The following is a 24,720-nucleotide window of genomic DNA, read 5'->3' as shown; positions in this document are numbered from 1 at the left end:
CGGGCGCCCCCGCAGGGTGCCCGTTACCGCACGCGGCTGTACGTCCTGACGATCACGCCGTTCTCGAACGCCCGCACCGACTCCAGCGTGAACTCGGTGACCGAGAAGCCCGAGCCGAACATCGGCATGCCGGAGCCGTACACCTGCGGGTACGTCTTGATGACCAGCTCATCGATCTCGTCCAGCAGCTCGCCGGCCAGCTGCGATCCCCCGCAGAGCCAGATACCCAAATCGCCTTCTTCTGACTTGAGTTCGCGGATCCTGCCGACCAGGTCGTCGGAGATCAGCTCCACGTTCGGGTCGGGCGACTCCGTGAGGGTGCGCGAGGCGACGTACTCGCGCATCTGCGCATACGGGCTGGTGATGCCGGCGTCCAGCGCCAACTGGTAGCTGGCCCGGCCCTGGACGACCGTGTCGAAGTGGCGGTTCTCCGCGGCGTCGAAGCCGAGGAGCTTACGGCCCTCGACGGAGACGGTCTCCGGGTACTCCTCCTTGAGGTACTCCAGGAACTCCGCGGTGGCGTACTTGAACATCGACGTCGCGTCACCGCCCGGGTCGCCGATGAAGCCGTCGATCGTGCAGGCGACGAAGTAGGTGAGCTCGCGCAAAAGGGTCCCCTCCCGTTGGGCGGTTGGACGTCCGGGCGCCTCCCGGCAACAACCACTTCATCTATAGTGCTTCACCTGTAGTGGTTAGGCAAGCAGGTTTTTTGAGGAGGTCCCCATGGCCAGAAATCCGGAGCGCAGGACGGCCCTCGTCGACGCCGCCATCGAAGTGCTCGCGCACGAGGGCGCGCGCGGACTCACCTTCCGCGCCGTCGACGCCCGGGCCGGCGTGCCGGTCGGCACGGCCTCCAACTACTTCGCCGACCGGGACGATCTGCTGACGCAGACCGCCGGCCGCATCCATGTACGGATGACCCCCGACCCCGCACAGGTCGGCCGGGCCCTGCGGCCGGAGCCCTCGCGCGAGCTGGTCACCGAGCTCATGCGGTGGCTGGTGCAGCGCATGTCCGCCGAGCGGACCGGTTACCTGGCCATGCTGGAACTCCGCCTCGAAGCCACGCGCCGCCCGGCGCTCCAGGCCGAGCTCAACCGCGCCGTGCGCGCCGCCTACGACGAGTCCGTGCGCTTCCACTTCGACGCCGGGCTGCCCGGGGACGAGGACACCTTCCTCGTTCTCTACCTCGCGATGACGGGCGTGCTCCTGGAACACCTCACGCTGCCCGACATGCTGCCCGAGCCCGACCTGGACCGGCTGGTGGAGTCGGTCGTCACGCGCGTCCTGCCGCCCCGGTGAGCCGGGCCAGCCGGGTATAGGAGTCCAGCAGCGCGGCGCGGTCGTACGACCCGGTCGTCACCAGCACCTCGTCCGCGCCCGTACGCCCGACCAGCGCCGCCAGTTCCGCCGCGACCTGCTCCTCCGTGCCGTGGATGTGCCCGCGCAGCCCGGCCTCGTAGTACTCGCGCTCCCGGTCCGTCATCGGCAGCGTCGCGATCTCCTCGGCGGACCGCAGCGGCGGGAAGACGCCGCGTGTACGGGACCGGGCGAGCGCCCACGCCTCCGGTATCAGCAGCCGCTCCGCCTCGTCGGCCGTTGCGGCGACGGCCACGTTCCCCGCGACCACGACGTACGGCTCCTGCCACCAGGGGGACGGCCGGAAGGCCGCCCGGTACCGGTCGATCGCGGCCCGCATACCGTCCTTGCCCTTCAGCCCGCCGATGACCAGCGCCGCTCCGGCCGCCGCCGCGACCTCCGCGCCGGCGTCGTTGGCCAGCACGAACGCCGGGACGCACAGACCCTCGGCCGGGTGGGCGTGCACCTGCGGGTAGGCGCGGGCCCCCGTGGTGAACCATTCGGCCAGCTCGGCCAGTTGGGCACCGAAGTCGGCCATGGCCTCCTTCTCCGTGCCCAGCGCCCGCCGGATCCCGTCGGTGAACCCGACGGACCGTCCGAGGCCCATGTCGATGCGCCCGGGGAACAGCGACTCGAGCACACCGAACTGCTCCGCGACGACGAGTGTCCGGTGATTGGGCAGCATCACCCCGCCCGTCCCGACCCGGATCCGCCGCGTCACCGCGGCCACCGCCGCCGCCAGCACGGTGGGCGCGGCCCCGGCAACGCCGGGCACGCCGTGGTGCTCGGCCACCCAGAACCGCCGGTACCCCAGCTCCTCGATCTGCTGCGCGAACCGCACGGTGTCGCGGAGCGCCTCGCCCGGCGGGCGGCCCTGCCGGGTGTGCGAACGGTCGAGGACGGAGAGGGGGACGGGGACGGGAGGGGTGGGAGTGGTCACGTTCAGTGCAACGTGGGTGGTGGGGGCGGGGATTCCTTCCCGGATCCCTCAGAGCCTCCGAGCCTCAGAAGGGGACGTCCAGCCCGGCCGCTCGCAGGCACTGCAGCGCCCTGCCCATGCACTCACCGGCCGAGGCCCCGTCGGCCCGGACGGCGTGCGGCAACGACCCGCCACCGGCGGCGAAGGTCCACGCCGGCTTGCCTTCACGCATGCGCTCGACGTCGACGCGGAGCATGGGCTCGACGCCCTGCTCGCCGAGCCATTCCATGATGAGCAGCGTCACGTCCTCGACACCGCTGTCCGGGTCCGGCTTGGGCCATCGGCGCTTCGTGTTCTTCACGGTTGCAACTGTACGGAGCCGTCCTTTATGCCTCGTTGTGGGGCCGAGGGGCAGCCTCGTGGGCAGCGGCGATGGCATCGATCCGGCCCGCGAGGTCGAAGTCGGCGTCGGTCAGCTTGTGCCCGGCATCGTGGGTCGTGATGGAGAACCGGACGTGGTCCCATCGGAGATCGATATCCGCGTGGTGACCAATGAGCCGCTCGACGTCTGCCACGTGCACGATCATTGCGACGCCGCCGTGGTAGCGGATGCCGAATGCACGGGTGATGGCGTCTCCCTCCCGCTGCCACCCTGGCCTGTCCAGCAGCCGCGCGGCGATCTGCTCGTCCGTCAACGGCAGAGAGTCGTCCGCCATAGCTCCCTCCTTTGCCGCTTCAGAGCTGCCTGACCAGTGACTCGAAAACAGGAGAGTTGCCGAACGGCTGGATGTCACCGAGCTTCTCCCAGCCCCACGCGTAGTACGCCGAGCGGGCCGGGGTGTTCTTCGGGTCCACCAGGATCGTTCCCAGATCCTCACTGCGGCCCGTCAGCAGCTCGTCATGAAGTCTGCGGGCAATTCCTCGGCGCCGCCACGGCGGTCGGACCATCAACTCCGAGATCGCGAATACCTTGCCCTGCCCGGTCAGCACCGAGACATGAGACGGGACCTCCCCGCGGAATCCGCCCCACCAGGTTCCCGACGGAGCGATCCCGAACCCGAAGACGTACCCGACGAGTTCATTGCCTTCCCGTGCCGTGACCAGCTCGAATCCGGGACGCTGCACGTATGCCGCGAGGCGGTCCAGGAAAGCCGGTCGTGATCGAAAGGCGCCGTCCAGCTTCTCCGCGTATGCCTCCTCGTACACGTCCGCCAAAGCCTCGCGCCGTTCGTCGGCCTCCTCGCCGTTCAACCTGCTCAGGTCCAGGTCAGCCATGCTTGTCCTCCCACTGTGCACCTACGCGACGAGAGCTCTCGATCTGTCCAGGAAATCCCGGACCACCGGGGAATCCTGGCGCTGTTCCACTCCTCTTCTAAAGGCGTCGAGGCGGGCGGTGGTGCGGGTCGACGAGACCTGGGCCAGCAGCGGCAGGGCGTCATGGGCCACATGGCACGCGTCGTCCACCTCACCCTTCTGCAGGTGCACTTCGGCAAGGACGACGGAGTACCAAGCCCTGTTGCGACCGTACCGATGGTCCATGGTCGTCAACGCCTTCTCGGTGAGCCTCTGAGCAATCCCGGTCTCGCCGAGGTCGGCATGGCACGTGGCAGCGAGACCGTCCAGCTCGGCCGACGAGTAGAAGTCGATCCACTTGGGGTCTTCGTTCGACGTTCCGTGATCGAACACCTTGTAGGCTCGGGAAAGCGCAGCGTGGCACTCCTTCGCGTCCCCGAGGAGAGACCATCCACAGGCCTCACGCAGGGCAAGCAAGGACATCAGTCTGGGCGGGACGTGCCGGGCGCTGATGCGCTGCCCCATCCGGGCCAATTCCGCTGCATCGCGGGGCATGCCGTTGCGGGCGGCTGCCATGGACATCTGTGCGTAGGCATGAACCTCGACCTCCGGGTCTTCGGCCATGCGCGCCTGGTACAGCGACTGATTGTAGAAACCCCATGCGTCCACTGGGCGGTCTGCGTCGTAGGCCAGCCACCCCGTCAAGACCGCCAAGTCTCCGCAAGCAGACCGCAGATGCCTGCCCGTCGCCTCCGTATAGCGCGCCGTGTTGATAAGCCGGTTCAGCGCACCAAGAGCACGCCGAGCGTCAAGGCTGAGGTTGTCGCCACCCATGCGTTCGTCGAGCTGCTTGAGCTGGCGCACTGTCTTGCGGACGGTCCTCACCTCTGCGGTTCCGATCCTGCGGGGCGTACCGCGTTCCGGGCAGAACCCCAGCGCGGCGAGCCCAGTGACGAAGTGCCGCCGGTCCACTGCCTGCTCCGGGTCGTCGAGTTGATCCAGCGTGACGACCGTACGCCCGGGCAGACGCCGAGCGGAAGAGTGGCAGGTGAAGCCGAGCGCCTCCATGCTCTCGCCAGCCAACGCGGACAGGACCCGCCGGTACACAGGGCGCGGACACGACACGTCTCCGTCCTCCCAGGTGGCGACCACCCGGGCCGTACACCCGGTGTTCTCGCCGGCCTTCCCTGCCTCTCTGTTGATCAGTTCGGCGAACTCGGGACGACTCATCTGGAAGCGTTCTTCGCGTACAGCCCGGATCTTCACGTTCGGGGTCTTCGTCTCGGCCATCGGGCTCGCAGGCTCCATTCATCAGCACTGTGCCAGAGCCGACCGTAGCGCCGTTCCCGACCGCTGATGGAGCGCATGCATCAGGTACTGCATCTGCAAGCGGAAGTTGCATCGAAGATGCATCACAGCGGCGTCGCTCGTGCGAACGCATGGGACCTACGGTCAGTGGCCTGCCCGACCATCCGAACGACACCGGGAGCACGCATGCACTCGAGGACGAACAGCACAACCGCCGCCGCTGACAGCCAGGCCATGTCAGGAGCCTCCTCCCCGCTCAAACTCCCGATCGGCAGCGTGGCACGCGATACCGTCCGGGACAGGGTGGGACGGGTGATGGGCAGGGAGGGACCGAACTATCAGTTGCGCCCCCTCAACGGCGGACGCGAATGGGAAGTGGCTCCAGGCGAGATCGAGCTCGCTCAGCCTTTCGGAAGCGTACGCGGAGGGTGTAACTGATGCGCTTGCTCGCCTACATGGTCGAGAACGGAGACCTGGTGATCGGCCTCGGAGATCCGCGCCGAGTAACTGCCGTCCGCACCGAACGGCAGCCCGATGGCCGTGATGACGTCGTCATGGAGTTCGAGGGCGGCCAGCCGCTGCGGCTCGACGCCGAGGACACGGTCAGCGTCCGGCGCAGCCATCGGCAGACGCCTGCCGACCCGCCCCGCGGCTAGGGTGTGTCCGATGGGCCAGTGCGGGCCCCGCGGCGTCCGGTGCTGGAGGAGTATCGTCCCGGAACAACCGCCTCCGGCAGCGGAAACCCTCGGTCCTGCGTCCGAAAATTCAGGGTTTCCGCTGTCGGAGTCACTCACATCCCAGAACGGGAAGCCCGTCAGCACGTGGTGCCTGGCGCAGGACGCGATAGCGGCCTCCTTCGCCAGGTGCCGTGCCTGGGGCTCGGGTACCTCCCAGCGCTAGCTGGGGGAGCATCACGGGGCCCGTGCCGACCCACCAGACACCGCCTAACCCAGCAACAACCCCCGGTCCCACCCCGTAACCGGCGCCGCATCCGTCGCAAAGGTACGGAGGGCCAACGCCACACCCGTCGCCCCCGTCAGGAAGCCCGCCGGGTCGCTGGTGATGTTGCCGTCCGAGGTAGGCGGGACCAGGCCGAACGGGGCCTCGGGCGCCGCCAGTTCCAGGATGCGGTCGGCCAGCCAGGGCAGTGCCGCGCGCAGGGTCGCGTCGCCGGTGTCGTCCGCCATGCGCCACGTGGTCTGGAGCAGGCCGCTCCAGCCGTGGCACAGGCCCGCGTCCTCCAGGCGGCCGGCGGCCCGGGTCTCGTGGGCCCGGCGGGCTTCCGCCAGTGCGGCCCGCAAAGCCGTCACGGCCGTGTCCCGCCACTCGGCGACGTCCAGCGCGCGTCCCGCCAGGTACAGGGCCCGCGCGATGCCGGCCGTCCCGTAGCACCATGACGGCCTGCCGGGGGTCGTGTCCTTGGCGACGACGGCGCCGTCGGAGTCCAGGACCATCGTGCGGGGCCACCACGGGCCGTCGGCGGCGAACTGCCGGACGGACAGCAGCCATTCGGCCATGCCGCGGATGGCCTCGTCCTGTCCGGCCACGGTCACCCCCGCCTCCCTCGCCAGGGCGAGCAGGGCCAGCGGGCCGGGGATGCCGTGGGCCAGGCCCACGTTGGCGTGGCCGGTCTCCACCGTCGCCCGTGCGAGGCCCGTACGGAGTTGTGCCGTCCACCAGCCGGGCAGGGCGCGGCCGTCGAGGTGCAGCGGCTCGGTCAGTCCGGTGAGCGCGGTCAGGACCTCGGTGAGCGCGTCCGGCCGGCCGGGGTCGTCGAGGAGGTGGGCGCCGAGGCCCGCCAGGCCGGAGATGACATCGTAGGTGCCGATGGTCACGCACACGCCGTCCTGCGGGCGGCGGCGCCGCTCCCAGGCGGCGAGGGCGCGGGCGAACGTCCGGACCTGGTCGGCGAGTCGGTCGGCGGCCTTGAGCGGGCGGCCGGTGATCAGGGCGGCCCGGGTCAGGGCGAACGACAGGGCGGGGACGCCCCGGTAGAGGCCCGGGGTGTCCTGAGGGGCGGTGCGAGCGCGGGTGACGGCCTCGCTCAGCCAGCGGTGGGCGGTGTGCCGGGCGTCCGCGTCGCCGTCGGCGCCGAGTTCGAGGTGGAGCAGGGCGATGCCCGGCAGGCCGTCGCTCAGGGTCAGGGCGTTCGCGGAGTCCAGCGGTTCCGGGTCTGCGAGACGTCGGGCGATGTCCGCGCACAGGGCGGCTGCCGCGCGCTGTTGTCGGTTCACGTGCGTGTCCGCTCCCGGTCGATGTGGGCGCGAACGGCCGTACGCGCCAGGGCGAGCGACTCCTCCTCGGCCCTGCGCATCGTGCCCGCCAGGCGGTTGTGGTGCATGTGCAGCAGTGCCGCGACGGCAGTCTTCTCGCTGCCCCACGCCGCGGCGCCGAGCCCGCGCAGCCGTGCGCCGTAGGCGGCGACGGCGGGTCCGCGGCGGTCCCAGATGTGCAGCAGTTCGGCGCCGCCGGGGAGGCGGCCGAGTTCGCCCCAGTCGCCGTCGGGGTCGATGATCCGGCGGGCCTCGCGCCGGAGGGCCATGGGGGCGGCGCGGTGTCCCTCGGGACCTTCGCCGTCGAGGAGTCGGAGAGCCGCCTTCCGGCCGTCGCCCGCCTCGGCGTGGAAGCGGTGTACGAGGTCCACGTAGTTCGCTGCCGCCAGAACACGGGGGTCCAGGGGCAGGGTGCCGGCGCGGGTCAGCTGAAGCTGTTCCAGGCAGGCGCGGCTGTCGGCCTCGAAGGCCGCCTCCGCGGCGGCCATGGCCTCGGGTCCGCCGTAGCGCTCCCACTCGGGCTCGTAGGCGTCGATGACCATGCGACCGCACAGGCCCTGCTGTTGGAGATCCTGGTGCCACTCCCCCAGCCGCGGCAGCAGACCGGTGCCGCGGAAGCGGAGCCGCAGGTGCGGCGCGGGGTCGCGGTAGCGGAGGAAGAACCACCGGTCGATGCCCTCGGGCAACCGCTCCAGCAGTTCCAGCAGCTCCGGCAACTGCCGGGTGAGCAGGGCGTCCTGGCGCTCCGGGGAGCAGTAGAGCTTGGCGTACAGCCATGACGATCCGGGGCCGTGCACGGTGCGCGGGCGGGCCGGGCCGAAGACCGGGGGCACGGCGGTACCGGCGGTGGTCCGTACGAGCGGGAAGGCGATCTCGGTGGCCCGGCCCCCGGCCCAGCCGTTGCCGTAGGCGCCCCCGGCGGGCGGCTCCTGGAGGAACGCGCCCGGGCGGCGCTGCCATTCGTGGCGCAGGAGTTCCCGCTGTGCGGGATCGTCCAGGTCGAGGGGGATGCGGTGGTCGGCGAACACCGAAGCGACGTGCCGGGGCACTCCCGCCCTCGTACGCCAGTGGGTGAAGCGCCGCTGCCATTCCCCGGGTTCGGTGGCGGGGTCGTACAGGGCGGGGTCGGCGGGGCGCCAGCGGGCCGCGGCCAGGACCGTCCGGCCGTGGCGGACGCGCGGGAGGCAGGGCAGGGCGTCCGCGGCACCCCAGTCCCAGCCGGGCCAGGCGCCGTCCCCGCTGCGGGCGATCTCCTCCAGGAAGCGGGCGAGGTCGGGGGCGTTGCCGCGGGGCAGGAGCATGCTGGGCAGAGTGGGGATGATCTCGCGGCCCAGGGTGACCGACACGAGCGCGAGCCGCCGGGGATCGGCGACGACCGCGAGGTCGGCGAGGGCGAGGGTGTGCGGCGCGGACCGGTCGGCGAACGTGGACACGCTGATGGTGTGGTCGAGCCACTGCGGGACGGTGGAGACGTTCGCGGCCTTGCCCGTACGGGTGCGGAAGGTCAACTGGGCGCGTATCGCCTGCGGGTTGCGGGTGGGGACGGAGCGTACGACGGCGCCGATGTCCTCGGCGGCGTCGCCGAGGAGGTGGCCGAACCGCCCGGCGACCGCTCCCGCGACCGGGGACACGCCGCCGACGACCAGACGGAAGTCACCGGCCGCCATGGCGTCGACCGAGTCGGCCAGCAGCTCGGCGAGGAGGTCGAAGGACGGGGGCGGCCCGGGGTCGGGGTCCGTGGCGGCGGAGGTGCCGACCGCGCTCAGGGCGGTCAGCAGCGCGTCGTCCAGGACGAGTTCGCGCTCGCCCGCCATCGTCGTCTCCGGGGCCAGGGCGAGCAGCAGCCGGTCGCGCGCGTCGATGTCCCCTACGTGGCCGGGACCGGGCGTCGGCCCCGGCCCGTAGCCGGCCGGGAGGCCCAGGCCCCGCTCCGGGTCGAGGAGTTCGAGCAGGGGTACGGCACGGTCGGTGCCGTACCGCTCCAGGAAGTCCGCGTGGAAGGTGCGCAGGTGGCGGGGCCCGGGGCGGCCGGCGGCCAGCGCGGCCAGCGTCCGTGCCGCGGTCTCGGCTTCGGCCCGTACGGACTCGGGCAGGCCGACCTGTGCGTCCAGGGCGAGGTCCACCTGCACCGTGCGCTCGCCCGGCCGGAGGCGCTGCATGCGTGCGGTCGCGGCGGCCAGTTCGGCCCGGCCCTGTCCCGGGGGCAGGGCCGCGTAGCCGGTCAGGGCGCTCCGGATTGCGGTGAGTTCGGCGACGATGTGGCGGCTGTCGGGCGAGAGCGTGTCCTCGTGGCCGGCGAGCAGGCCGAGGACGTGGGCGAGCGGGTCGGTACCGTCCAGCGGCGGGCGGAGCTCCGTGAGCAGCATGCCGCGGCGGACGAGTTCGGCGGGCATCCGCTCCACCGCCGCCGCGGGTGCGTCGGGGTAGGCGTCGTGCAGCAGGGCCAGCAACTCGGTCCAGGCCAGCGGAACGGCGGCGAGTTCGACGGTGCGGCGCACGGCCTCGGTGTGGCGCACCGTCACTTCCTGGAGGGGCTGTCCCTGCTCCGCCCTGGGGACGAAGGGCAGGACGAGCCGGTCGCCGCGGACCGTGCACAGGTCGTTGGCGGTGACGCGGAGCCGGGCGAGTACGGCAGGGTCGCGCTCCAGGCGGTCGACGACGCCGGACGCCCAGCCCATGTCCGCCCGTACGTGCTTGGTGTGGCCGTCGCCCCAGCGGGCGCCGGGCTCGGGCGCGAAGCCGACGGCGCTCACGCCCGCGAGCAGGCCGAAGGGGGTGGCCCGGCCGCTCATCCGCAGCCGGTAGCGCGTCACCGCGCGGGCGGCACGGCGGATCTCCTTGGCGCGCAGGGTCCGGCCCTCGGCCACGGCGTCGAGGACGGCCGAGAGAGAGGGGCTGGAGAGGGCGACCGCCTCCCGCAAGAGGGCGTCGGCGGCGGCCTGTTCGAGTACGGCAAGGTCAGTGGGCACCGGACCGGCGGATTCCGGCCCCGGCGGCCGTACCGCCGCCCGGAGCAGGACGAGGTCGGCGCAACCGAATGCCGCGGGAGCGGGGACCGCGCTCCTGCCGCCGCCGCTGGATCTTTCCTGGTGCACCGTCAACGCCCCTTTCCTCCGCCCACGGTCCGATCCGGTGCCGACGGGTTCGGGGCCCCGCCGGCACCGCGGTCATCGACTAACAGATGCAGCCCGTCTCCGGGTTGCAGATGCGGCCGGTGATCGGGCCGCCGTGCGTGATGAAGCCGAGGGCGTCCGCCGCGCCCGTCTCCTCGAAGGAGGGCACGGCGATTTCTTCCACATCCAGCTCAAACAGGTTTTCCATGGGAACTCCTCCTGTTGCCGATGGGCCAGTCCGCTCGACCGGCCGGCTGTGGACGGGACCCTAGAGGTGTTCCGAACAATCATTCAATAGCCGTGCAATTCCCTGATAAGTGCCCTAGTTCCGCCTCCGCGCCTCTTGCCGGAATGTTCGACAGTCCATACACTCCCCGCGCTCTTCGTACGCCCCGTACCCAACAGCGCGCCCCCCGGGCGCAGTTGAACGCGCCGTCGCCGGGCCGGTTCCCTGGAACGCACTGAGCGGAACCGGCGCGGACCGGCGCGGAAGGGCGGCTCGTGGACATACGTGCAGTGGTTGTCGGCGGCGGGTACGCAGGGCTCGTCACGGCCCGGGTGCTGGCCGGGCGGTGTGCCGGAGTGACCGTCGTCGAGCAGGACGGCCTGGGCCCGGATCCGGGTCACCGCAGAGGCACCCCGCAGAGCCGTCACCCCCATGCGCTGCTGGCCCGCGGCGCGCGCATCCTCGAAGAGCTCTTCCCCGGCCTGCAGGACGAACTGACCGACAGGGGCGCTCCCGTCTCCGACTTCGGGCGGTTCCCGATGCTGTACCCGACGGGCTGGTCGCCCCGGGTGCCGACCGGAATCGTCCTGCAGACCTTCAGCCGTCCGCTCCTCGAAGCCTGCATCCGCCGCCGCGTGCTGGAGGACCCGGCGGTGACCCTGCTCGACGGCACCCTGGTCACGGGACTCGCCCTCGACGCCCGCCGCGAACGGGTCGCCGGCGTACGGGCCGAGGGGCGCGGCACGCTCGAAGCCGACCTCGTCGTCATCGCCGCCGGACGGCACTCCCGGCTGCCCGCCTGGCTGGCCGAGGCCGGGCTCGCCGCGCCCGAAGTCCGCCGCGTCGACGGCAGGTTGTCGTACGTCTCCCGCATCTACGCGCGCGACGCCTCCGCCGACCCGGCCTGGCAGGCCTCCCTGCAGGCCACCCTCGCACCCGACACCGACCGCGGCGGCGCCGTGGTCGCCATCGAGGACGGCCGCTGGCTCGTCTGCCTGCTGGGGGCCGACGGCCGGACGGCCCCCACCGACCCCGACGGCTTCGCCGCCTACGCGGCCGGCCTCGCGAACCCGTACGTCCACGAGATCACCGGGACCGCCGAACCGCTCGGCCCCGCCTACCGCTACGCCGGGCTCGGCAGCGCATGGCACCGCTACGACCGGCTGCGTACCCGGCCCGCCGGTCTCGTCGTCCTCGGCGACGCGCTCTGCTCGCTCAACCCGCTCTACGGGCACGGCATGACCGTCGCCGCACTGCAGGCCGTCCTCCTCGGCCGGACGCTCGACGGCACCACCACGCTCCCCCGCGCCTGCCGCCGTTTCCAGCGGCGGGCGGGCCGGACGCTCGCCCTGCCCTGGCTCATGGCGGCGAGCCTGGACCTGGGCTGGCAGCCGGGACGCACCCCGCTCCCGGCCGCCCTCGCCCGCCGGCTCCTGCACCGGCTGCTGCGCCGCATTCCGGACGACCCGGACCTGTACCGGCGGTTCCTCGGCGTCCAGCACCTGACGGCGTCCCCGGCCACCCTCCTCGGCCCGGCCCTGCGGCCCGCCCGCGCCCGCACCAGGGGGACCGCGGCATGAAGGCCTTCCCTCCCGCCGGGCACCTCCTCTACCGGCTGCCCGCCTGTGCCCCGGCGCCCGGCCGAATACGCGAACTCGACGAGGCTGTCATGGCCTGGGCCGACGGCCCCGCCGCGCGCGACCGCCTGGCGGCCTCGCTCGCCGGGGAGCTCATCGCCCGCGCCTACCCCGGCCTGCGCCAGGACCGGGCGGCCGACCTGGCCGGCTGGTTCGCCTGGCTCTTCCTCGTCGACGACCTCCACGACCCCGACGGGACGGCCGACGCCGGCGTCGCCTCGCGGCTGCTCGGCACGCTCGTCCTGGAACCCGGCCCCGCCCCCGACGGGCCGCCCCTCGTCCGGCACCTGGCCCACGTCTGGCAGCGCATCGCCCGTACCCAGAGCCGGTGGTGGCGCATGCGGTTCCTCACCCACACCATGCATTTCCTCACCGCATTCCGCTACGAGGCCCTGTACCGGCGACACCGGCGCACCCCCGCACTCCGCGAGTACGTCCAACTGCGCCGCGCCTCCGGGTCCGTCACGGCCTGCCTCGACCTCCTCGAATTCGCCACCGGAAGGGAGGTCCCCCCGCTGCTGCACGAGACCGACCAGCTGCGCGGCATGTTCACCAAGGCCACCGACGTCGTGGTGTGGGTGAACGACGTGGTCTCGCTGGAGAAGGAACTGCACCTCCGCGAGAGCGTCAACGGAGTGCTCGTGCTGCAACGGCAGTTCGGGCTCACCCTGCAGGAGGCGGTGAACCGCGTCTACGCCAAAGTGGCCGCCGACGTCCACGCCTTCCACGCGCACGAGCGGGAACTGCAGCGCATGTGCAGCAGCTGGCCGGGGCTCACCGAGCGGGACCTGACGGCCCTGGCCTCGTTCACCGACGGCATGAGGGCGTGGATGCGCGCCAACCTCGACTGGTCGGCGCACTGCGCACGTTACCGGCACCGGCAAGCAGCCCCGTGACCCCGCGACAGGAAGAAGCGTCATGAGCACCTTCACCGCCGGCACCGCCCCCGGAGCGCTCCCCGGCCTCGGCCACATGTGGCCGCTGCTGCGCGACCCCACCGCCTTCCTCGCCTCCCTCCCGGCGCACGGCGACCTGGTGGAGATCAGGCTCGGCCGCGAACGGGCCTACGTGCCCTGCCATCCCGAGCTCCTGCGGCACGTCCTGACCGACGACCGCACCTTCGACAAGGGCGGCGCGTACTACGACCGGGCCCGGGCCATGGCGGGCAACGGCGTGGCCACCTGCCCGCACCGGGACCACCGCAGGCAGCGGCGGCTCATGCAACCCGCCTTCCACCAGGACCAGTTGAAGGCGTACGCGGCGGTGATGGAGCACGAGACGACCGAACTCACCGACTCCTGGGGGGACAGCGAGGTCATCGACGCGTACCCCGTCCTGTACGCCCTCGCGCTGCGCACGGTGACCCGCACCCTCTTCGCGGCGCACGTGGACGAGGGCGTCGTCGGGGAGATCCGGCAGTCCTTCGAGACGGCCTTCAGCGGGTTCTTCCGGCAGATGTTCATGCCGCCGGCCGTGCGCCGCCTCCCGCTCCCCTCCAACCTCCGTCACCGACGGGCGCTCCGGCACCTGCACGACACGGTCGAAGGGATCGTCGCCGCGTACCGGCGCGACGGGGCCCACCGGGACGACCTGCTGTCCGTGCTCTTCTCCTCCCAGGACGAGGACGGCGGCGGTCTCACCGACGCCGAGATCCACGACCAGGTCGTGACCGTGCTGGCCGCCGGGACCGAGACCGTCGCCGCCACCCTCACCTGGGCCCTCCAACTGCTCTCCGGCCACCCGGAGCAGGAACGCAGGCTCCAGGCCGAGGCCGACGCCGTCCTCGGCGGACGGCCGGCCCGCTGGGACGACATCGCCCGGCTCCCCTTCGCCGCACGCATCGTCGACGAGACGGTACGGCTCCATCCGCCCGGCTGGCTGTTCACCCGCGTCACCTCGGCGGAGACCGAACTGGCCGGGCGGCGGCTGCCCCCGGACACCACGGTCGTCATCGCGCCCACCACCGTGCACCGCCGCACCGGGGCGTACGCCCGCCCCCTGGACTTCGACCCGGACCGCTGGCTGGACGACCGGGCCGCCGCCCTGCCGCGCGGCGCCTTCCTCGGGTTCGGCGCGGGGGCGCGCAAGTGCATCGGCGACGGCTACGGCGTGGCCGAGTGCGTGCTGGTGCTGGCCACGATCGCCGGCGCCCGGACCGTGCGCAGCATGCCCGGCGCGGACACCCGGCCCGCGCCTCTGGCGGCCTTCCACCGGCCGCGCCGACTGCTGCTGCGGCTGGACCGGCGGGCGCCATAGGGGTGCGCCCCGCCAGGGGCCCCGTAAGGGGCGCGGGGAACTGCGCGACCAGCCCCCACCGGCCCGCAGCCGACACACCACCCCAGGGGTCCGGGGCGAAGCCCCGAGAACCTCGACTGCGGGAGCGTCGTGGCTGATCGCGCAGTTCCCCGCGCCCCTTACGGGGCCCTTACGGGCCGCCGCCAGGCCTGTGGCACACTTCGCTCACCCAGAACCGGCCACGCCGCACAGGCGTCGTCCGCTGGGAAGCGCAGGACCGACACACGGGGGAGCATGCGGTGAGCGGCACCGAGATCTACTTTGCCGGCAACTACCACGACATGAGCCAGCAGTACGGCACGGCGTCGGGTTTCCAGTTCGAGTTCTACTGCTCCCGCTGCCACGACACCTGGCGCTCGCCCTTCGAGCCCTACCGGGGCGGGCGCCTGGCCGGCTGGCTGAGCAAGGGGGTCGGGGCGGCGTCCGGCCTGCTCGGGTCCGTGGTGAGCGAGGTGTCCACCGCCGCCGACGGGCTGGCGGGCTCCAGCTGGGGCAAGTCGCGCGACGCCGCGTTCCAGCGTGCCATCACCGGGGCCGAGGGGCACTTCAACCGCTGCGCGCGCTGCGCCTCGTACGTGTGCGGACGCTGCTGGAACGCCGAGCAGGGGCTCTGCCTCCACTGCGCGCCCGACACCGCGGGCGAGATGATGGCGGCGCAGCAGCGCGGGCTCAACGACCTGGTGTCGCAGCGCGCCTACGACGAAGGGCAGCGGCGCGGCCAGGAGTACGACGCGCAGACGCCCCGGCAGCTGGTGTGCCCGCAGTGCCGCACCGAGACGCAGGGCGGCCGGTTCTGCATGGGCTGCGGCCACGAGCTGGCGCAGCAGCCGTCGTGCGCGGGATGCCGGACGCCGCTGCCGGACGGCGCGGCGTTCTGCCCGGGGTGCGGGCAGCGGCGGTAGGGGCTGTCGCCCCGTAGGGGGTACGCCCCATAGGGGGTGCGCCCCGTCAGGGGCGCGGGGAACTGCGCGACCAGCCCCCACCGGCCCGCAGCCGACGCACCACCCCGGTACCTGACCGGGGCGCCCCCCTATATCCGAACCGGCCCCGGATCCCGCGGATCTCCGCGCGCCGCTCCCCCGTGTGGCCCTGATTCCTTACCGAATGGAGCAGTAGAACTACGCAGCGGATGCTCCGGCAGGGGCGGCGGGTGAATCTCTGAAGCGAAGGAGGTACACCCAATGAAGTCAATTCGTACCGCTCTCTGTGGAACTCTGACGGCTGTTGCCCTCTGCGCGGCCCCGGCCGCGTACGCCCTCAGTCCCGCCCAGGCCGAGGCCCGCCTCGTCCAGGCGGGCCAGGACCATCGTTGCGACCACGGCTGCGGCGACCACGACCGTGACAACGGCCGTGACGACGAAGGCCGGGACGAGGACCACGGCCGTGACGACAACGGCCGCGACGAGGACCACGGGCGTGAGGACCACGGCCGCGACCACGACCACGGTCGCGGTGAGGACCACGGACGTGGCGAGGACCACGGCCGGGACCACGACCACGGCCGCGGTGAGGACCACGGTCGCGACCACGGCCGGGATCACGGCCGCGACCACGACCACGGTCGGGACAACAGCCGTCCGCACGGTCACAACCACGCGGGCGGCGGCGCCACCGCCATCACCCCGGCCGCGGAGTCCTCTCCCGACGCCTCGACGCTCGTCCTCGCGGGCGGCGCCACGGTGGCCCTGGCCGGTGGTCTGATCTGGAACCGCCGCCGCGCCGCGGCGAAGCGGTGACGGGAAGCGAACCGGCACCATGTCAGAAGCGCGCACAGGCGGTTTCGGCCGCCTGCTGACCGGAGCAGCCTGGACGGCACTGCTGCTGGCCCTGTGGCTACGCGGCCATGACATCGCCGAGGAGCCGATATCCCCGGCTCCGCGGACCGGTGACGCCGCCGCGGCCCGCTCCCCCGCGCGCACCGGCCTGCCCCCGGCACACGGACCGTTGCCGGGGGCGGGCCCCCAACAGCTGGCGATCGACGCCATCGGCCTGACGGCCCCCATCGAGGGCCACGGCCTCGACCCGCGCGGCGGGGTCGAGACGCCTCCGTTCGACAGGCCCAACTCCGTGTCCTGGTACCAGGGCGGTCCGCAGCCGGGCAGTGAGGGCGCCGCCATCCTGGTCGGGCACGTGGACACCGACAAGGCACCGGCGGTCTTCTACGAGATCCGCTTCCTCAAGCCCGGCAGCGCGATCACGGTGACCCGCAACGACGGCACCACCGCCCGGTTCACCGTGGAGGACGTCGCGCTCGTCGACAAGGACCACTTCGACGACGACAAGGTCTACGGGCCGCACGACCCCGGCCGCGCCGAGCTGCGCCTGATCACCTGCGGCGGCGCCTACGACCGTGCCCACCACGAGTACGCGGCCAACGTGGTGGTCTCCGCCTATCTGACGGGGGCGGCCGCGAAGCCGGCACCCGCGGCACCACCGCCCCCGGCGCCGCCCGCACCGCATGCACCGCCCGCACCTCCGGCCCCGCCCCGGCCTCCCCACCCGCCCGGCGGCACGAACGAACAGGGCGAGGAGGCCTGACCTCCTTGCCCGGGAGGCAATTCCGCCGGACCTGACAGACTATCGACCGGCCCCTGACCGCGGCTTTTCTCCAACTGCCGCAGGTCAGGGGCCGGTTCATTGCCATGCGGGCGGCTTGCGCACGGGCAGCGCGCATTCGGCAGCCACGGGGCGGTAGAAGAATCACTCTTCACCCCGTACCGAAGAGCCCCGTGCCGAAAGAGCCGAAAGAAGAGTGCGCATGCTGCTCGAGCAGGTCTATCAGGATGCCCCCACGGTCCGTTCCGGAAGGCACCGCACGACGGTCAACGAATTCACCGACCAGATACCCGCGCTGCGCCCGGAGGTCCTCCGGGAGGCTTCCGAACGGCTCGTGGAACTCGGGAAGTTCGACAGCGACAAGATCCTCGTCGAGGAGGACAAGGGCGCGATCCTCGGCGGTGCCGTCTCCCTCGCGGTCGGCCTCCCGCTCGCGGTGGCCCGCTGGTACACCTACGACGTCGGGCACAGCTCCATCCCGGTGCCCATCGACAGCGAGTACTTCAGCGGAACGCTCTACGTCAACGGCATCGAGCCGGGCGACCGCGTGACGATCGTCGACGACACGATCAGCACCGGCGGCACGCTCATCGCCCTGGTCGAGGCCGTGCAGGCCGCGGGCGCCACGGTCTCCGAGGTGCTCGTCGCCGTGGAGAAGCCCCAGAACGGCGGCCGGGAGAAGGTCGAGGAGCGCTTCGGCATCGATGTCCGGACGCTCGTGAAGATCGCAGTGGACGAGGTCTCCCAGCGCGCCTACGTGCTCGACTGACGCACCGTCACTCCCGCGTCCCCACCGAACCGCCGAAGGAGAGCCCAAGCCCATGCCCAGCCGCCAGGGGCCGGTCAAGCCCACCGAACTCCACGAGCTGACGCACCTCGCGGAGCCGGGAGCCGCCCGGATCTTCGCCAAGTGCGAGTTCATGAACCCCACCGGGAGCCACAAGGACCGCGTGTTCTCCTACATGCTCGACGAGCTGGAGAAGCAGGGCCGGATCAGCCCCGGCATGACCCTCGTCGAATGCTCCACCGGGAACGGCGGGGCCGCGCTCTCCCGCGTCGGCAGGGACCGCGGGTACAAGATCGCCATCATCATGCCGGCCGGCATGACCGAGGAACGCCGCAAGCAGATCGAGACGTTCGGCGCCACCGTCATCGAGACCTCGCAGGACGGCTTCCTCCTGGAGAGCGAGGACACCGCGCGGCAGTACGTCGCGGACCACCCCGGCAGCCACTTCCTCGACCAGTCGACCAACGAGCTGAACTGGCGGTCCTGGCGCAGTTGCGGCACCGAGATCGTCGCCGGGATGACGGAACGCGGGCTCGTGCCGGACCACTTCATCTGCTCCGTCGGCACGGGCGGCACCTTCACCGGCATCGCCGACGTCCTCAAGGCCGAGTACCCGGACATCGTCACCACCGCGGTGGAGGTGGACCGTTCGGCCGCTCTCTACGCCAAGCGCAAGGGCCTGCCCTTCGAGCACCACGCGCACAACATGATGGGGCTGGGGCCGGGCAAGGTGCCGTCCAACCTCCGCGAGGAGCTGGTCGACGAGGTCGAGCTGATCACGGGCGACGACGGCTGGACGACGATGAAGCGCCTGATCGCCGAGGAGGGCCTGTTCACCGGCCCCACGGCGGGCGGCAACATCTTCGCCGCGCAGCGCCTGGCGCGCACGCTGCCGCCGGAACAGGTCGTGGTCACCGTGCTGTTCGACGCGGCCTGGAAGTACTTCAGCATCTGGGACGGCAAGTACCGCGACTACGAGGCCGCCGGGGAGCGCACGCCGTGACGGGGCCGGGAGAGCGGCTCACCGCGGTGGCCGGGCGGCTGCGGGAGGCCTGCGAACGGGCAGGGCGGCCGGCGGACGACGTCGCGCTGATCGCCGTGAGCAAGTTCCATCCGGAGGCGGCCGTCCTCGACGTGCTGGCGACCGGGCACCGGCGCTTCGGGGAGAGCCGGGTGCAGGAGGCGCAGACCAAGTGGCCCGCGCTGCGCGAGCGTTATCCGGATGCCGAGCTGCATCTGATCGGTTCGCTGCAGACCAACAAGGCCGCGGCCGCGGTCGGTCTGTTCGACGTCATCCACTCCGTCGACCGGCCGCGGCTGGCGGCGGGCCTGGCCGCGGCCATGGACCGCACGGGCCGCCGGCCGCGCTGTCTGATCCAGGTGGACACCGGCGCAGAGGCACAGAAGGGCGGGGTCGCGCCCGATGCGCTGGCGGCCCTGGTGAAGGAGTGCCGGGACGTGTGCGAACTGCCGCTCACCGGGCTGATGTGCATCCCGCCCGCCGGGGAGGATCCGGTGCCGCACTTCCGGCTGTTGCGGTCACTGGCGGCCGAACACGGCCTGGCCGAGGTGAGCATGGGCATGAGCGCGGACTTCGGGGCGGCCGTCGCCGAGGGCGCGACGATGGTGCGGGTCGGTTCCGCGGTGTTCGGGCCCCGGCCCCGCGCCGGGGTCTGACCGGGCCTGACCGGGCCTGACCGGGTTCTATCGGGGGCGGGAAGGAGGCGGTGTGGTACCGCTGTTCGTGTTCAGTGCGCTCTCGGCGCTGGTGGACGTGTTCGCGGGCGACCGGCTGCAGCGGGTGGACCCGGGCAGTGTGGCCGCCGTGGCCTTCACCGCCACGGGCGCGGTCTTCTGCACCGCCGCGCTGGTCCGGCTGCGGTGGACGCGGCTGGTGGCGGTGGTGCGCGAGCACGGCAGGGACCTGGCCGTGCTCAACCTCTCCACGGCCGTCACCTGGCTGACCCTGCTCTACGCGCTCAAGCTGATGGAGCCCGCGATCGCCAACGTCGTGTCGATCGCCGTCGGCCCGGCCTGCACCGTGGTGCTGCAGGCGGTGTGGTGGCGGCGGGACCGGGTGCTGCCGGGCGAGGTCGTGTCCTCGTGCGGGATCCTGGCGACGCTCGTGGTGCTGGTGTGGATGTCGCTGGCCGGCCGCAGCGGGGTGGGCGCGCAGGAGCTGGCGCCCATGCTGCTGGGGGTGCTGGCGGCGGTGGTCTCGGGTGCCGCGTCCGCGGCGAACGTGGTCTTCTCCGCGCGACTGGGCGCGTCCGGCCTGGACGTGCCCACGGTGCTGGGGCTGCGGTTCGGCGCGGTGGCGGTGGGCGGCTGGGTGCTGGCCGGGACGGGCGGGGCCGGCGAGCTGCCGCGGGCGGTGACGCCGGGTCTGGTGGTCGCGGTGATCGGGGTGGCCGTTCCGGCGTATCTGGTGCAGCTGGGGGTACGCCGGGTGACCCCGATGACCGCCTCGATGATCATTTCGCTGGCTCCGGCCATGACCCTGCTGCTGCAGATGGCCGATCCACGGCTGTCCTTCTCCCCGTCCTCCGCCGTGGGCATCGCGGTGATCACTGCACTCATCGGCACGGGCCTGCTGGCGCGGCGCGGAGAACGACGGCCGACGGTGGTACAGGAGAAGGGTGACAGCACAGGTGACAGCACACATGCACTGCGTGATCGTTGATGCGTTCTCGACGGGGAGGTACCTGCCGGCCGCGCTGGCGCGGCGCGGCGTGGGCTGCACCCACGTCCAGAGCTCGGAGGCCGTTCCCGGGTTCTACCTGCGGACCTTCCCGTCCGGTGCGTTCGCCCCCGAGGACGCCCTGGTGCACCGGGGCGACCTCGACGGGCTCGTGGCCGAACTCGCCCGGCGGGGACCGGCGTTCGTGGTGGCCGGGGCCGAGACCGGCGTCGACCTCGCCGACGCCCTGGCCCACCGGCTGGGCGTGCCCGGCAACGCCGTCGACGCGGGGCGGGTCCGGCGGGACAAGTACGAGATGGCCATGGCCGTGCGCGGACACGGCCTGCGGGCGCCGGACACCCTGCGCACCCACCGGTTCGAGGCGGCCCGCGCCTGGGCCGAGGCCTACGACCGGTGGCCGCTGGTGGTCAAGCCCGCCGACAGCGCGGGCACGGACAACGTGTTCTTCTGCTCCAACACGGTCGAGATGTGCACGGCGTTCTCCCGCATCCTGGGCTCCTCCAACCTGATGGGGGCGGCCAACAGGACCGTGGTCGTCCAGGAGTTCCTGGCGGGCACCGAGTACTTCGCCAACTCCGTGAGCGTGGACGGCCGGCACCACATCGCGGAGATCTGGCGCTACCACAAGCGCCCGGGGCGGGGCGGTGCGGCCGTCTACGACTACGAGGAGCCGCTGTCCGACGACGATCCGGCGGCCCGGCTGATCCGCCCCTATCTGCTCGGCGTCCTGGACGCGCTCGGCGTGCGGCACGGCCCGGCGCACTCGGAGATCATGCTGACCGGGCACGGGCCGGTGCTCGTCGAGTGCGGGGCGCGGCTGGCCGGGTCGATCCTGCCCGACGTCGTCGACCGCTGCTTCGGCACCAACCACGTGGACCTCACCGCCGAGGCGCTGTCGGACCCCGCCGGATTCCGGACTTGGGCCGACCGGCCCGCCGAGCTCAAGACGCACCTGCGCTACGTGTCGCTGATCTCGCCCGTCTCCGGCCGGGTCACCTCCCTGTCGGGCTTCGGGCGGATCCGGGAGCTGGAGTCGTTCGCGGGGCTCCAACTGGGCGTGGGCGTCGGCGACGTGCTGGCACCGACCGTGGACTCGGCCACCTCGCCGGGCGTCTGCTACCTGCTGCACGACGACCCCGGGCAGATCGAGGCCGACTACCGGGCGCTGCGCGCCGCGGAACTGGACGGGCTGTACGCGGTGCAGTGACGCGTGCGCCTCTGGCGCTCCGGGGCCGGGCGGTGCAGGCTTGTGCGTTGCCCCGTAAGGGGCGCGGGGCTGTTGACATATGCGGCTCCGCCGCGTGGGCGCGACCAGCCACCGACGGCCCGCAGACGACGCACCACCCCGGTACCTCGACTGCGGGCGCATCGTGGCTGATCGCGCAGTTCCCCGCGCCCCTTACGGGGCAACGCACCCGGAACCGCACCGAGGAGGCGCATGCCGTGTCACCGCACCCGCCCGGCCGGCCGCAGGCCGCCCGCATAGCGATCACCCCGGCGGCGGCCGAGGTGCTCCGCCATCTGCGCGCGCAGCACGGCCCGCTGATGTTCCACCAGTCCGGCGGCTGCTGCGACGGCAGTTCGCCGATGTGCTACCCGCGCGGCGAGTTCCGCACCGGCGGCTCCGACGTGCTGCTCGCGGAGCTGGCCGTCGAGGGCGTGGCCGAGCCGACCGGCTTCTGGATGTCGGCCGAGCAGTTCGAGCGCTGGCGCCACACCCACCTCACGGTGGACGTGGTGCCGGGGCGCGGCAGCGGCTTCTCGCTGGAGGCACCCGAGGGGGTGCGCTTCCTCATCCGGTCACGGCTGCTGACGGACGAGGAGGCGCGACTGCTGGACGGGGCGGACGCCCCGTAAGGGTGGGCGCCCCGTAAGGGGCGCGGGGCAGTGTCGATATGCGGCTCCGCCGCGTGGGCGCGACCAGCCACGACGCGCCCGCACTCGACGTTCTCGGGGCTTCGCCCCGGACCCCAGGGGTAGTGCGTCGACTACAGGCCGTCGGTGGCTGGTCGCGCAGTTCCCCGCGCCCCTTACGGGGCACGAAGCCCTAGGACGCAACGTCGGCCAACGACAGCGTGTGCAGCCGCTCCGGCGGCCCGGGGCGCGCGTAGTACCAGCCCTGCGCGGTGTCGCAGCCCAGCGACCGCAGGTGCTCGGCCTGGGTGCCGGTCTCCACGCCCTCGACGGTCACCGACAGGTCGAGCGTGTGGGCGAGGGAGACGATGCCCTCGACGATCTTCACGTCGACGGGATCGGCCGGCGCCTGCTGCATGCCACGGGTGAAGGAGCGGTCGAGCTTGAGGGTGCTGACGGGCAGCCGGCGGAGGTAGGAGAGGTTGGAGTAGCCGGTGCCGAAGTCGTCGAGGGCGATGTCGACACCGAGGTCGGCGAGCCGGCGCAGGGTGTGCAGCTCCTCCTCGTCGGCCCCGATGAGGGCGTTCTCGGTGACCTCCAGGCACAGGGCCGAGGGGTCGAGCCCGGCGTCGTCGAGGACGGCGACGGTGTCGGCGACGAGCGTGGGGCAGCGCAGCTGGGAGGGCGAGAGGTTGACGTTGACCCGCAGCGGCGCGCGCCCGTCCCCCGTGCCGCCCCACGCGCGGGCCTGCCGGGCGGCCTGCTCCAGCACCCAGCGGCCCAGCGGCACGATCAGGCCCGTGCTCTCGGCGAGCGGGATGAACTGGTCGGGCCCCAGCACCCCGTGGACCGGGTGCAGCCAGCGGACCAGGGCCTCGGCACCGCGCACGGTGCCGTCGTCGAGGCGGACCAGCGGCTGGTACTCGATGAAGAACTCGCCGTTGTCGAACGCGGCGGGCAGGCGGTTGGTGAGGCTGTGCCGGGCGATGGCGCGGGCGTCGGAGTCGGCGTCGGCGGTCTCGTAGCGGTTGCCGCCGGCCGCCTTGGCCCGGTACATGGTGATGTCGGCGCTGCGCAGCACCTCGGCGGCGCCGGACTCGCCCGCGGCGCCGGTGACGATGCCGATGCTGGCGCGCACGGCCAGGTCCCGGCCGTCCACGGTCACGGGGCCGGAGAGCGCGGCGAGCATCCGCCGGGCGAGGGCCGCGGCGTCGGTGTCCGCGGCGGGGCCCGCGGTCAGGGCCACGAACTCGTCGCCGCCCAGGCGCGCCACGAGCTCCCCGGGGCCGCAGACGCAGGAGCGCAGCCGGTCGGCGACGGCGACGAGCAGCCGGTCGCCGACGGCGTGGCCGAGGCTGTCGTTGACGGCCTTGAAGCCGTCGATGTCGAGGTAGCACAGCCCGAAGCGGGCGTCCTCCGCGCCGCTCTCCAGGGCCCGGTCGAGGCGTTCGAAGAACAGGGCGCGGTTGGGCAGCCCGGTGAGGACGTCGTGGGTGGCCTCGTACCGCAACCGCTCGTGCAGCATGCGGCGTTCGGTGATGTCCTCCATGAGCGCGAGCTGGTACTGCGGCCGGCCCGCCGCGTCGCGCAGCAGGGCGACGGACATGTCGGTCCACAGCACGCTGCCGTCGCCGCGGTAGTAGGGCTTCTCGACGCGGTAGTAGTCGCGGTCGCCGCGCACGAGTTCGCGGTACAGGCCCCAGATGCCGGGCCCGTCGTCGGGGTGCACCAGCTCGCCGACGTTGCGGCCGGTCACCTCCTGCTCCAGGCCGCCGAACATGCGGATCAGCGCGTCGTTGACGTCCATGATGCGGCCGTCGACGTCCGCGATGCCGACGCCGACGGCCGCTCCCTCGAACACCGCGCGGAAGCGGGCCTCGCTGGACCGCAGGGCCTGTTCGGCCTCGGCCCGGGCGAGGCGGGCGGCGGCCTGCTGCTCGGCGACGGTGTGCTCGTGCAGGGCGCGCGCGAAGCCGGCGGCGACGGCGTGCTGCAGCCGGGCGCAGCGGGCGCGGCTCTCCTCGGGGGAGACGGCGGGGCCCGGCGGGCAGTACAGCACGAGGTAGGCGTCGATGACGCCGAGGACGAGCGGCAGCACCTCGGGGTCGGTGCACTGCGCCCGGACGAGCGCGGTGCCGACCCCGGTGGCGGGCCGGGGGTCGAAGACGCGCGCGTGCAGCGCATCGCGCAGCGTGGCCGCCAGGGGCAGCAGCTGGTTCTCGAACTCGGCGCGGGTCAGGGAGGTCTCCGCGGTCGGGTGGAGCGCACGGCTCCAGATCGCGGCGAAGCGCCGGAGCCGGTCGTCGTGCCCGGTCCGGTCACCCAAGAGCAAACCGGTTGTGCGGTTCGGACCGGTCGGACGGCGCTCCATCAGACTGTCTCTCCAGCTCATCGGAGGGGTG

General features: G+C 72.5%; 24 protein-coding genes. 14 read left to right on the top strand and 10 right to left on the bottom strand.

Annotated elements, in window-relative coordinates:
- Positions 1-23: 23 nt before the first annotated feature.
- Positions 24-608 (bottom strand): dihydrofolate reductase family protein, encoded by a 585-nt coding sequence (locus tag ACMATS_RS31410; RefSeq protein ID WP_414169790.1) that lies wholly within the window; start codon positions 606-608, stop codon positions 24-26.
- 115 nt (positions 609-723) lie between these two features.
- Between ACMATS_RS31410 and ACMATS_RS31405 the strand changes: the two genes are divergently transcribed.
- Positions 724-1,299, top strand: coding sequence for a TetR family transcriptional regulator (locus ACMATS_RS31405; protein WP_336416487.1), 576 nt, complete (start codon positions 724-726; stop codon positions 1,297-1,299).
- On the opposite strand, the gene ACMATS_RS31400 is transcribed toward ACMATS_RS31405, so the two are convergent.
- The 5 genes from ACMATS_RS31400 to ACMATS_RS31380 all read right to left on the bottom strand — a co-directional run bounded on the left by ACMATS_RS31400 (position 1,274) and on the right by ACMATS_RS31380 (position 4,858).
- Positions 1,274-2,296 carry an MsnO8 family LLM class oxidoreductase gene (locus tag ACMATS_RS31400; protein ID WP_414169789.1) on the bottom strand — a complete coding sequence of 341 codons (1,023 nt, stop codon included), beginning with the start codon at positions 2,294-2,296 and terminating at the stop codon, positions 1,274-1,276. The genes ACMATS_RS31405 and ACMATS_RS31400 overlap by 26 nt on opposite strands.
- A 64-nt stretch (positions 2,297-2,360) precedes the next feature.
- Positions 2,361-2,636 (bottom strand): hypothetical protein, encoded by a 276-nt coding sequence (locus tag ACMATS_RS31395; protein WP_414169788.1) that lies wholly within the window; start codon positions 2,634-2,636, stop codon positions 2,361-2,363.
- 25 nt (positions 2,637-2,661) lie between these two features.
- On the bottom strand, positions 2,662-2,991 hold the full coding sequence (locus ACMATS_RS31390) for a 4a-hydroxytetrahydrobiopterin dehydratase (protein WP_414169787.1): 330 nt from the start codon (positions 2,989-2,991) through the stop codon (positions 2,662-2,664).
- 19 nt (positions 2,992-3,010) lie between these two features.
- Entirely contained in the window at positions 3,011-3,550 is a 540-nt protein-coding gene (locus ACMATS_RS31385; protein ID WP_414169786.1) for an N-acetyltransferase family protein, read from the bottom strand.
- 21 nt (positions 3,551-3,571) lie between these two features.
- Positions 3,572-4,858: a hypothetical protein gene (locus ACMATS_RS31380; RefSeq protein ID WP_414169785.1), complete on the bottom strand. Its 1,287-nt coding sequence runs from the start codon at positions 4,856-4,858 to the stop codon at positions 3,572-3,574.
- Between the two features lie 455 nt (positions 4,859-5,313).
- On the opposite strand from ACMATS_RS31380, the gene ACMATS_RS31375 reads away from it, so the two are divergent.
- A complete protein-coding gene (locus ACMATS_RS31375) occupies positions 5,314-5,532 on the top strand; it encodes a hypothetical protein (RefSeq protein WP_414169784.1) in 219 nt (72 codons plus the stop codon).
- Between the two features lie 288 nt (positions 5,533-5,820).
- On the opposite strand, the gene ACMATS_RS31370 is transcribed toward ACMATS_RS31375, so the two are convergent.
- From ACMATS_RS31370 to ACMATS_RS31360, 3 genes are all read right to left on the bottom strand, one after another.
- A complete protein-coding gene (locus tag ACMATS_RS31370; protein WP_414169783.1) occupies positions 5,821-7,110 on the bottom strand; it encodes a lanthionine synthetase C family protein in 1,290 nt (429 codons plus the stop codon).
- Positions 7,107-10,244 carry a lantibiotic dehydratase gene (locus tag ACMATS_RS31365; RefSeq protein ID WP_414169782.1) on the bottom strand — a complete coding sequence of 1,046 codons (3,138 nt, stop codon included), beginning with the start codon at positions 10,242-10,244 and terminating at the stop codon, positions 7,107-7,109. The genes ACMATS_RS31370 and ACMATS_RS31365 overlap by 4 nt, the downstream gene beginning before the upstream one ends.
- Before the next feature lie 79 nt (positions 10,245-10,323).
- Complete coding sequence (locus ACMATS_RS31360; RefSeq protein WP_336416494.1) at positions 10,324-10,470, bottom strand: hypothetical protein; 147 nt, start codon at positions 10,468-10,470, stop codon at positions 10,324-10,326.
- A 293-nt stretch (positions 10,471-10,763) separates the two neighbouring features.
- Here ACMATS_RS31360 and ACMATS_RS31355 point away from each other — a divergent pair, with 293 nt between their 5' ends.
- From ACMATS_RS31355 to ACMATS_RS31300, 12 genes are all read left to right on the top strand, one after another.
- The gene (locus tag ACMATS_RS31355; RefSeq protein ID WP_414169781.1) at positions 10,764-12,068 is read left to right on the top strand and encodes an FAD-dependent oxidoreductase; all 1,305 of its coding nucleotides are present in this window, start codon (positions 10,764-10,766) and stop codon (positions 12,066-12,068) included.
- Complete coding sequence (locus ACMATS_RS31350; RefSeq protein WP_390779119.1) at positions 12,065-13,021, top strand: terpene synthase family protein; 957 nt, start codon at positions 12,065-12,067, stop codon at positions 13,019-13,021. The genes ACMATS_RS31355 and ACMATS_RS31350 overlap by 4 nt, the downstream gene beginning before the upstream one ends.
- 22 nt (positions 13,022-13,043) lie before the next feature.
- Positions 13,044-14,381 carry a cytochrome P450 gene (locus tag ACMATS_RS31345; protein WP_414169780.1) on the top strand — a complete coding sequence of 446 codons (1,338 nt, stop codon included), beginning with the start codon at positions 13,044-13,046 and terminating at the stop codon, positions 14,379-14,381.
- A gap of 278 nt (positions 14,382-14,659) precedes the next feature.
- Complete coding sequence (locus ACMATS_RS31340; RefSeq protein ID WP_414169779.1) at positions 14,660-15,322, top strand: double zinc ribbon domain-containing protein; 663 nt, start codon at positions 14,660-14,662, stop codon at positions 15,320-15,322.
- Between the two features lie 279 nt (positions 15,323-15,601).
- Positions 15,602-16,156, top strand: coding sequence for a hypothetical protein (locus tag ACMATS_RS31335; protein ID WP_390779116.1), 555 nt, complete (start codon positions 15,602-15,604; stop codon positions 16,154-16,156).
- A 19-nt stretch (positions 16,157-16,175) separates the two neighbouring features.
- Entirely contained in the window at positions 16,176-16,958 is a 783-nt protein-coding gene (locus ACMATS_RS31330; protein ID WP_414169778.1) for a class F sortase, read from the top strand.
- 220 nt (positions 16,959-17,178) lie between these two features.
- Positions 17,179-17,745: a phosphoribosyltransferase family protein gene (locus tag ACMATS_RS31325; RefSeq protein ID WP_390779114.1), complete on the top strand. Its 567-nt coding sequence runs from the start codon at positions 17,179-17,181 to the stop codon at positions 17,743-17,745.
- 52 nt (positions 17,746-17,797) lie between these two features.
- The gene (locus ACMATS_RS31320) at positions 17,798-18,766 is read left to right on the top strand and encodes a cysteine synthase family protein (RefSeq protein WP_414169777.1); all 969 of its coding nucleotides are present in this window, start codon (positions 17,798-17,800) and stop codon (positions 18,764-18,766) included.
- Complete coding sequence (locus ACMATS_RS31315) at positions 18,763-19,440, top strand: YggS family pyridoxal phosphate-dependent enzyme (RefSeq protein ID WP_414169776.1); 678 nt, start codon at positions 18,763-18,765, stop codon at positions 19,438-19,440. The genes ACMATS_RS31320 and ACMATS_RS31315 overlap by 4 nt, the downstream gene beginning before the upstream one ends.
- A gap of 52 nt (positions 19,441-19,492) precedes the next feature.
- Positions 19,493-20,446 (top strand): EamA family transporter, encoded by a 954-nt coding sequence (locus ACMATS_RS31310; protein ID WP_414169775.1) that lies wholly within the window; start codon positions 19,493-19,495, stop codon positions 20,444-20,446.
- The gene (locus ACMATS_RS31305) at positions 20,415-21,671 is read left to right on the top strand and encodes an ATP-grasp domain-containing protein (RefSeq protein ID WP_414169774.1); all 1,257 of its coding nucleotides are present in this window, start codon (positions 20,415-20,417) and stop codon (positions 21,669-21,671) included. Before ACMATS_RS31310 ends, ACMATS_RS31305 begins: the two co-directional genes overlap by 32 nt.
- Positions 21,672-21,907: 236 nt before the next feature.
- A complete protein-coding gene (locus ACMATS_RS31300) occupies positions 21,908-22,321 on the top strand; it encodes a DUF779 domain-containing protein (protein WP_414169773.1) in 414 nt (137 codons plus the stop codon).
- A 190-nt stretch (positions 22,322-22,511) separates the two neighbouring features.
- On the opposite strand, the gene ACMATS_RS31295 is transcribed toward ACMATS_RS31300, so the two are convergent.
- A complete protein-coding gene (locus ACMATS_RS31295) occupies positions 22,512-24,689 on the bottom strand; it encodes a putative bifunctional diguanylate cyclase/phosphodiesterase (protein WP_414170829.1) in 2,178 nt (725 codons plus the stop codon).
- Positions 24,690-24,720: the final 31 nt, after the last annotated feature.

This window comes from Streptoverticillium reticulum, assembly GCF_047456005.1.
Classification (GTDB): Bacteria; Actinomycetota; Actinomycetes; order Streptomycetales; family Streptomycetaceae; genus Streptomyces; species Streptomyces reticulum.
This window is presented reverse-complemented; position numbering and strand designations above follow the sequence as displayed.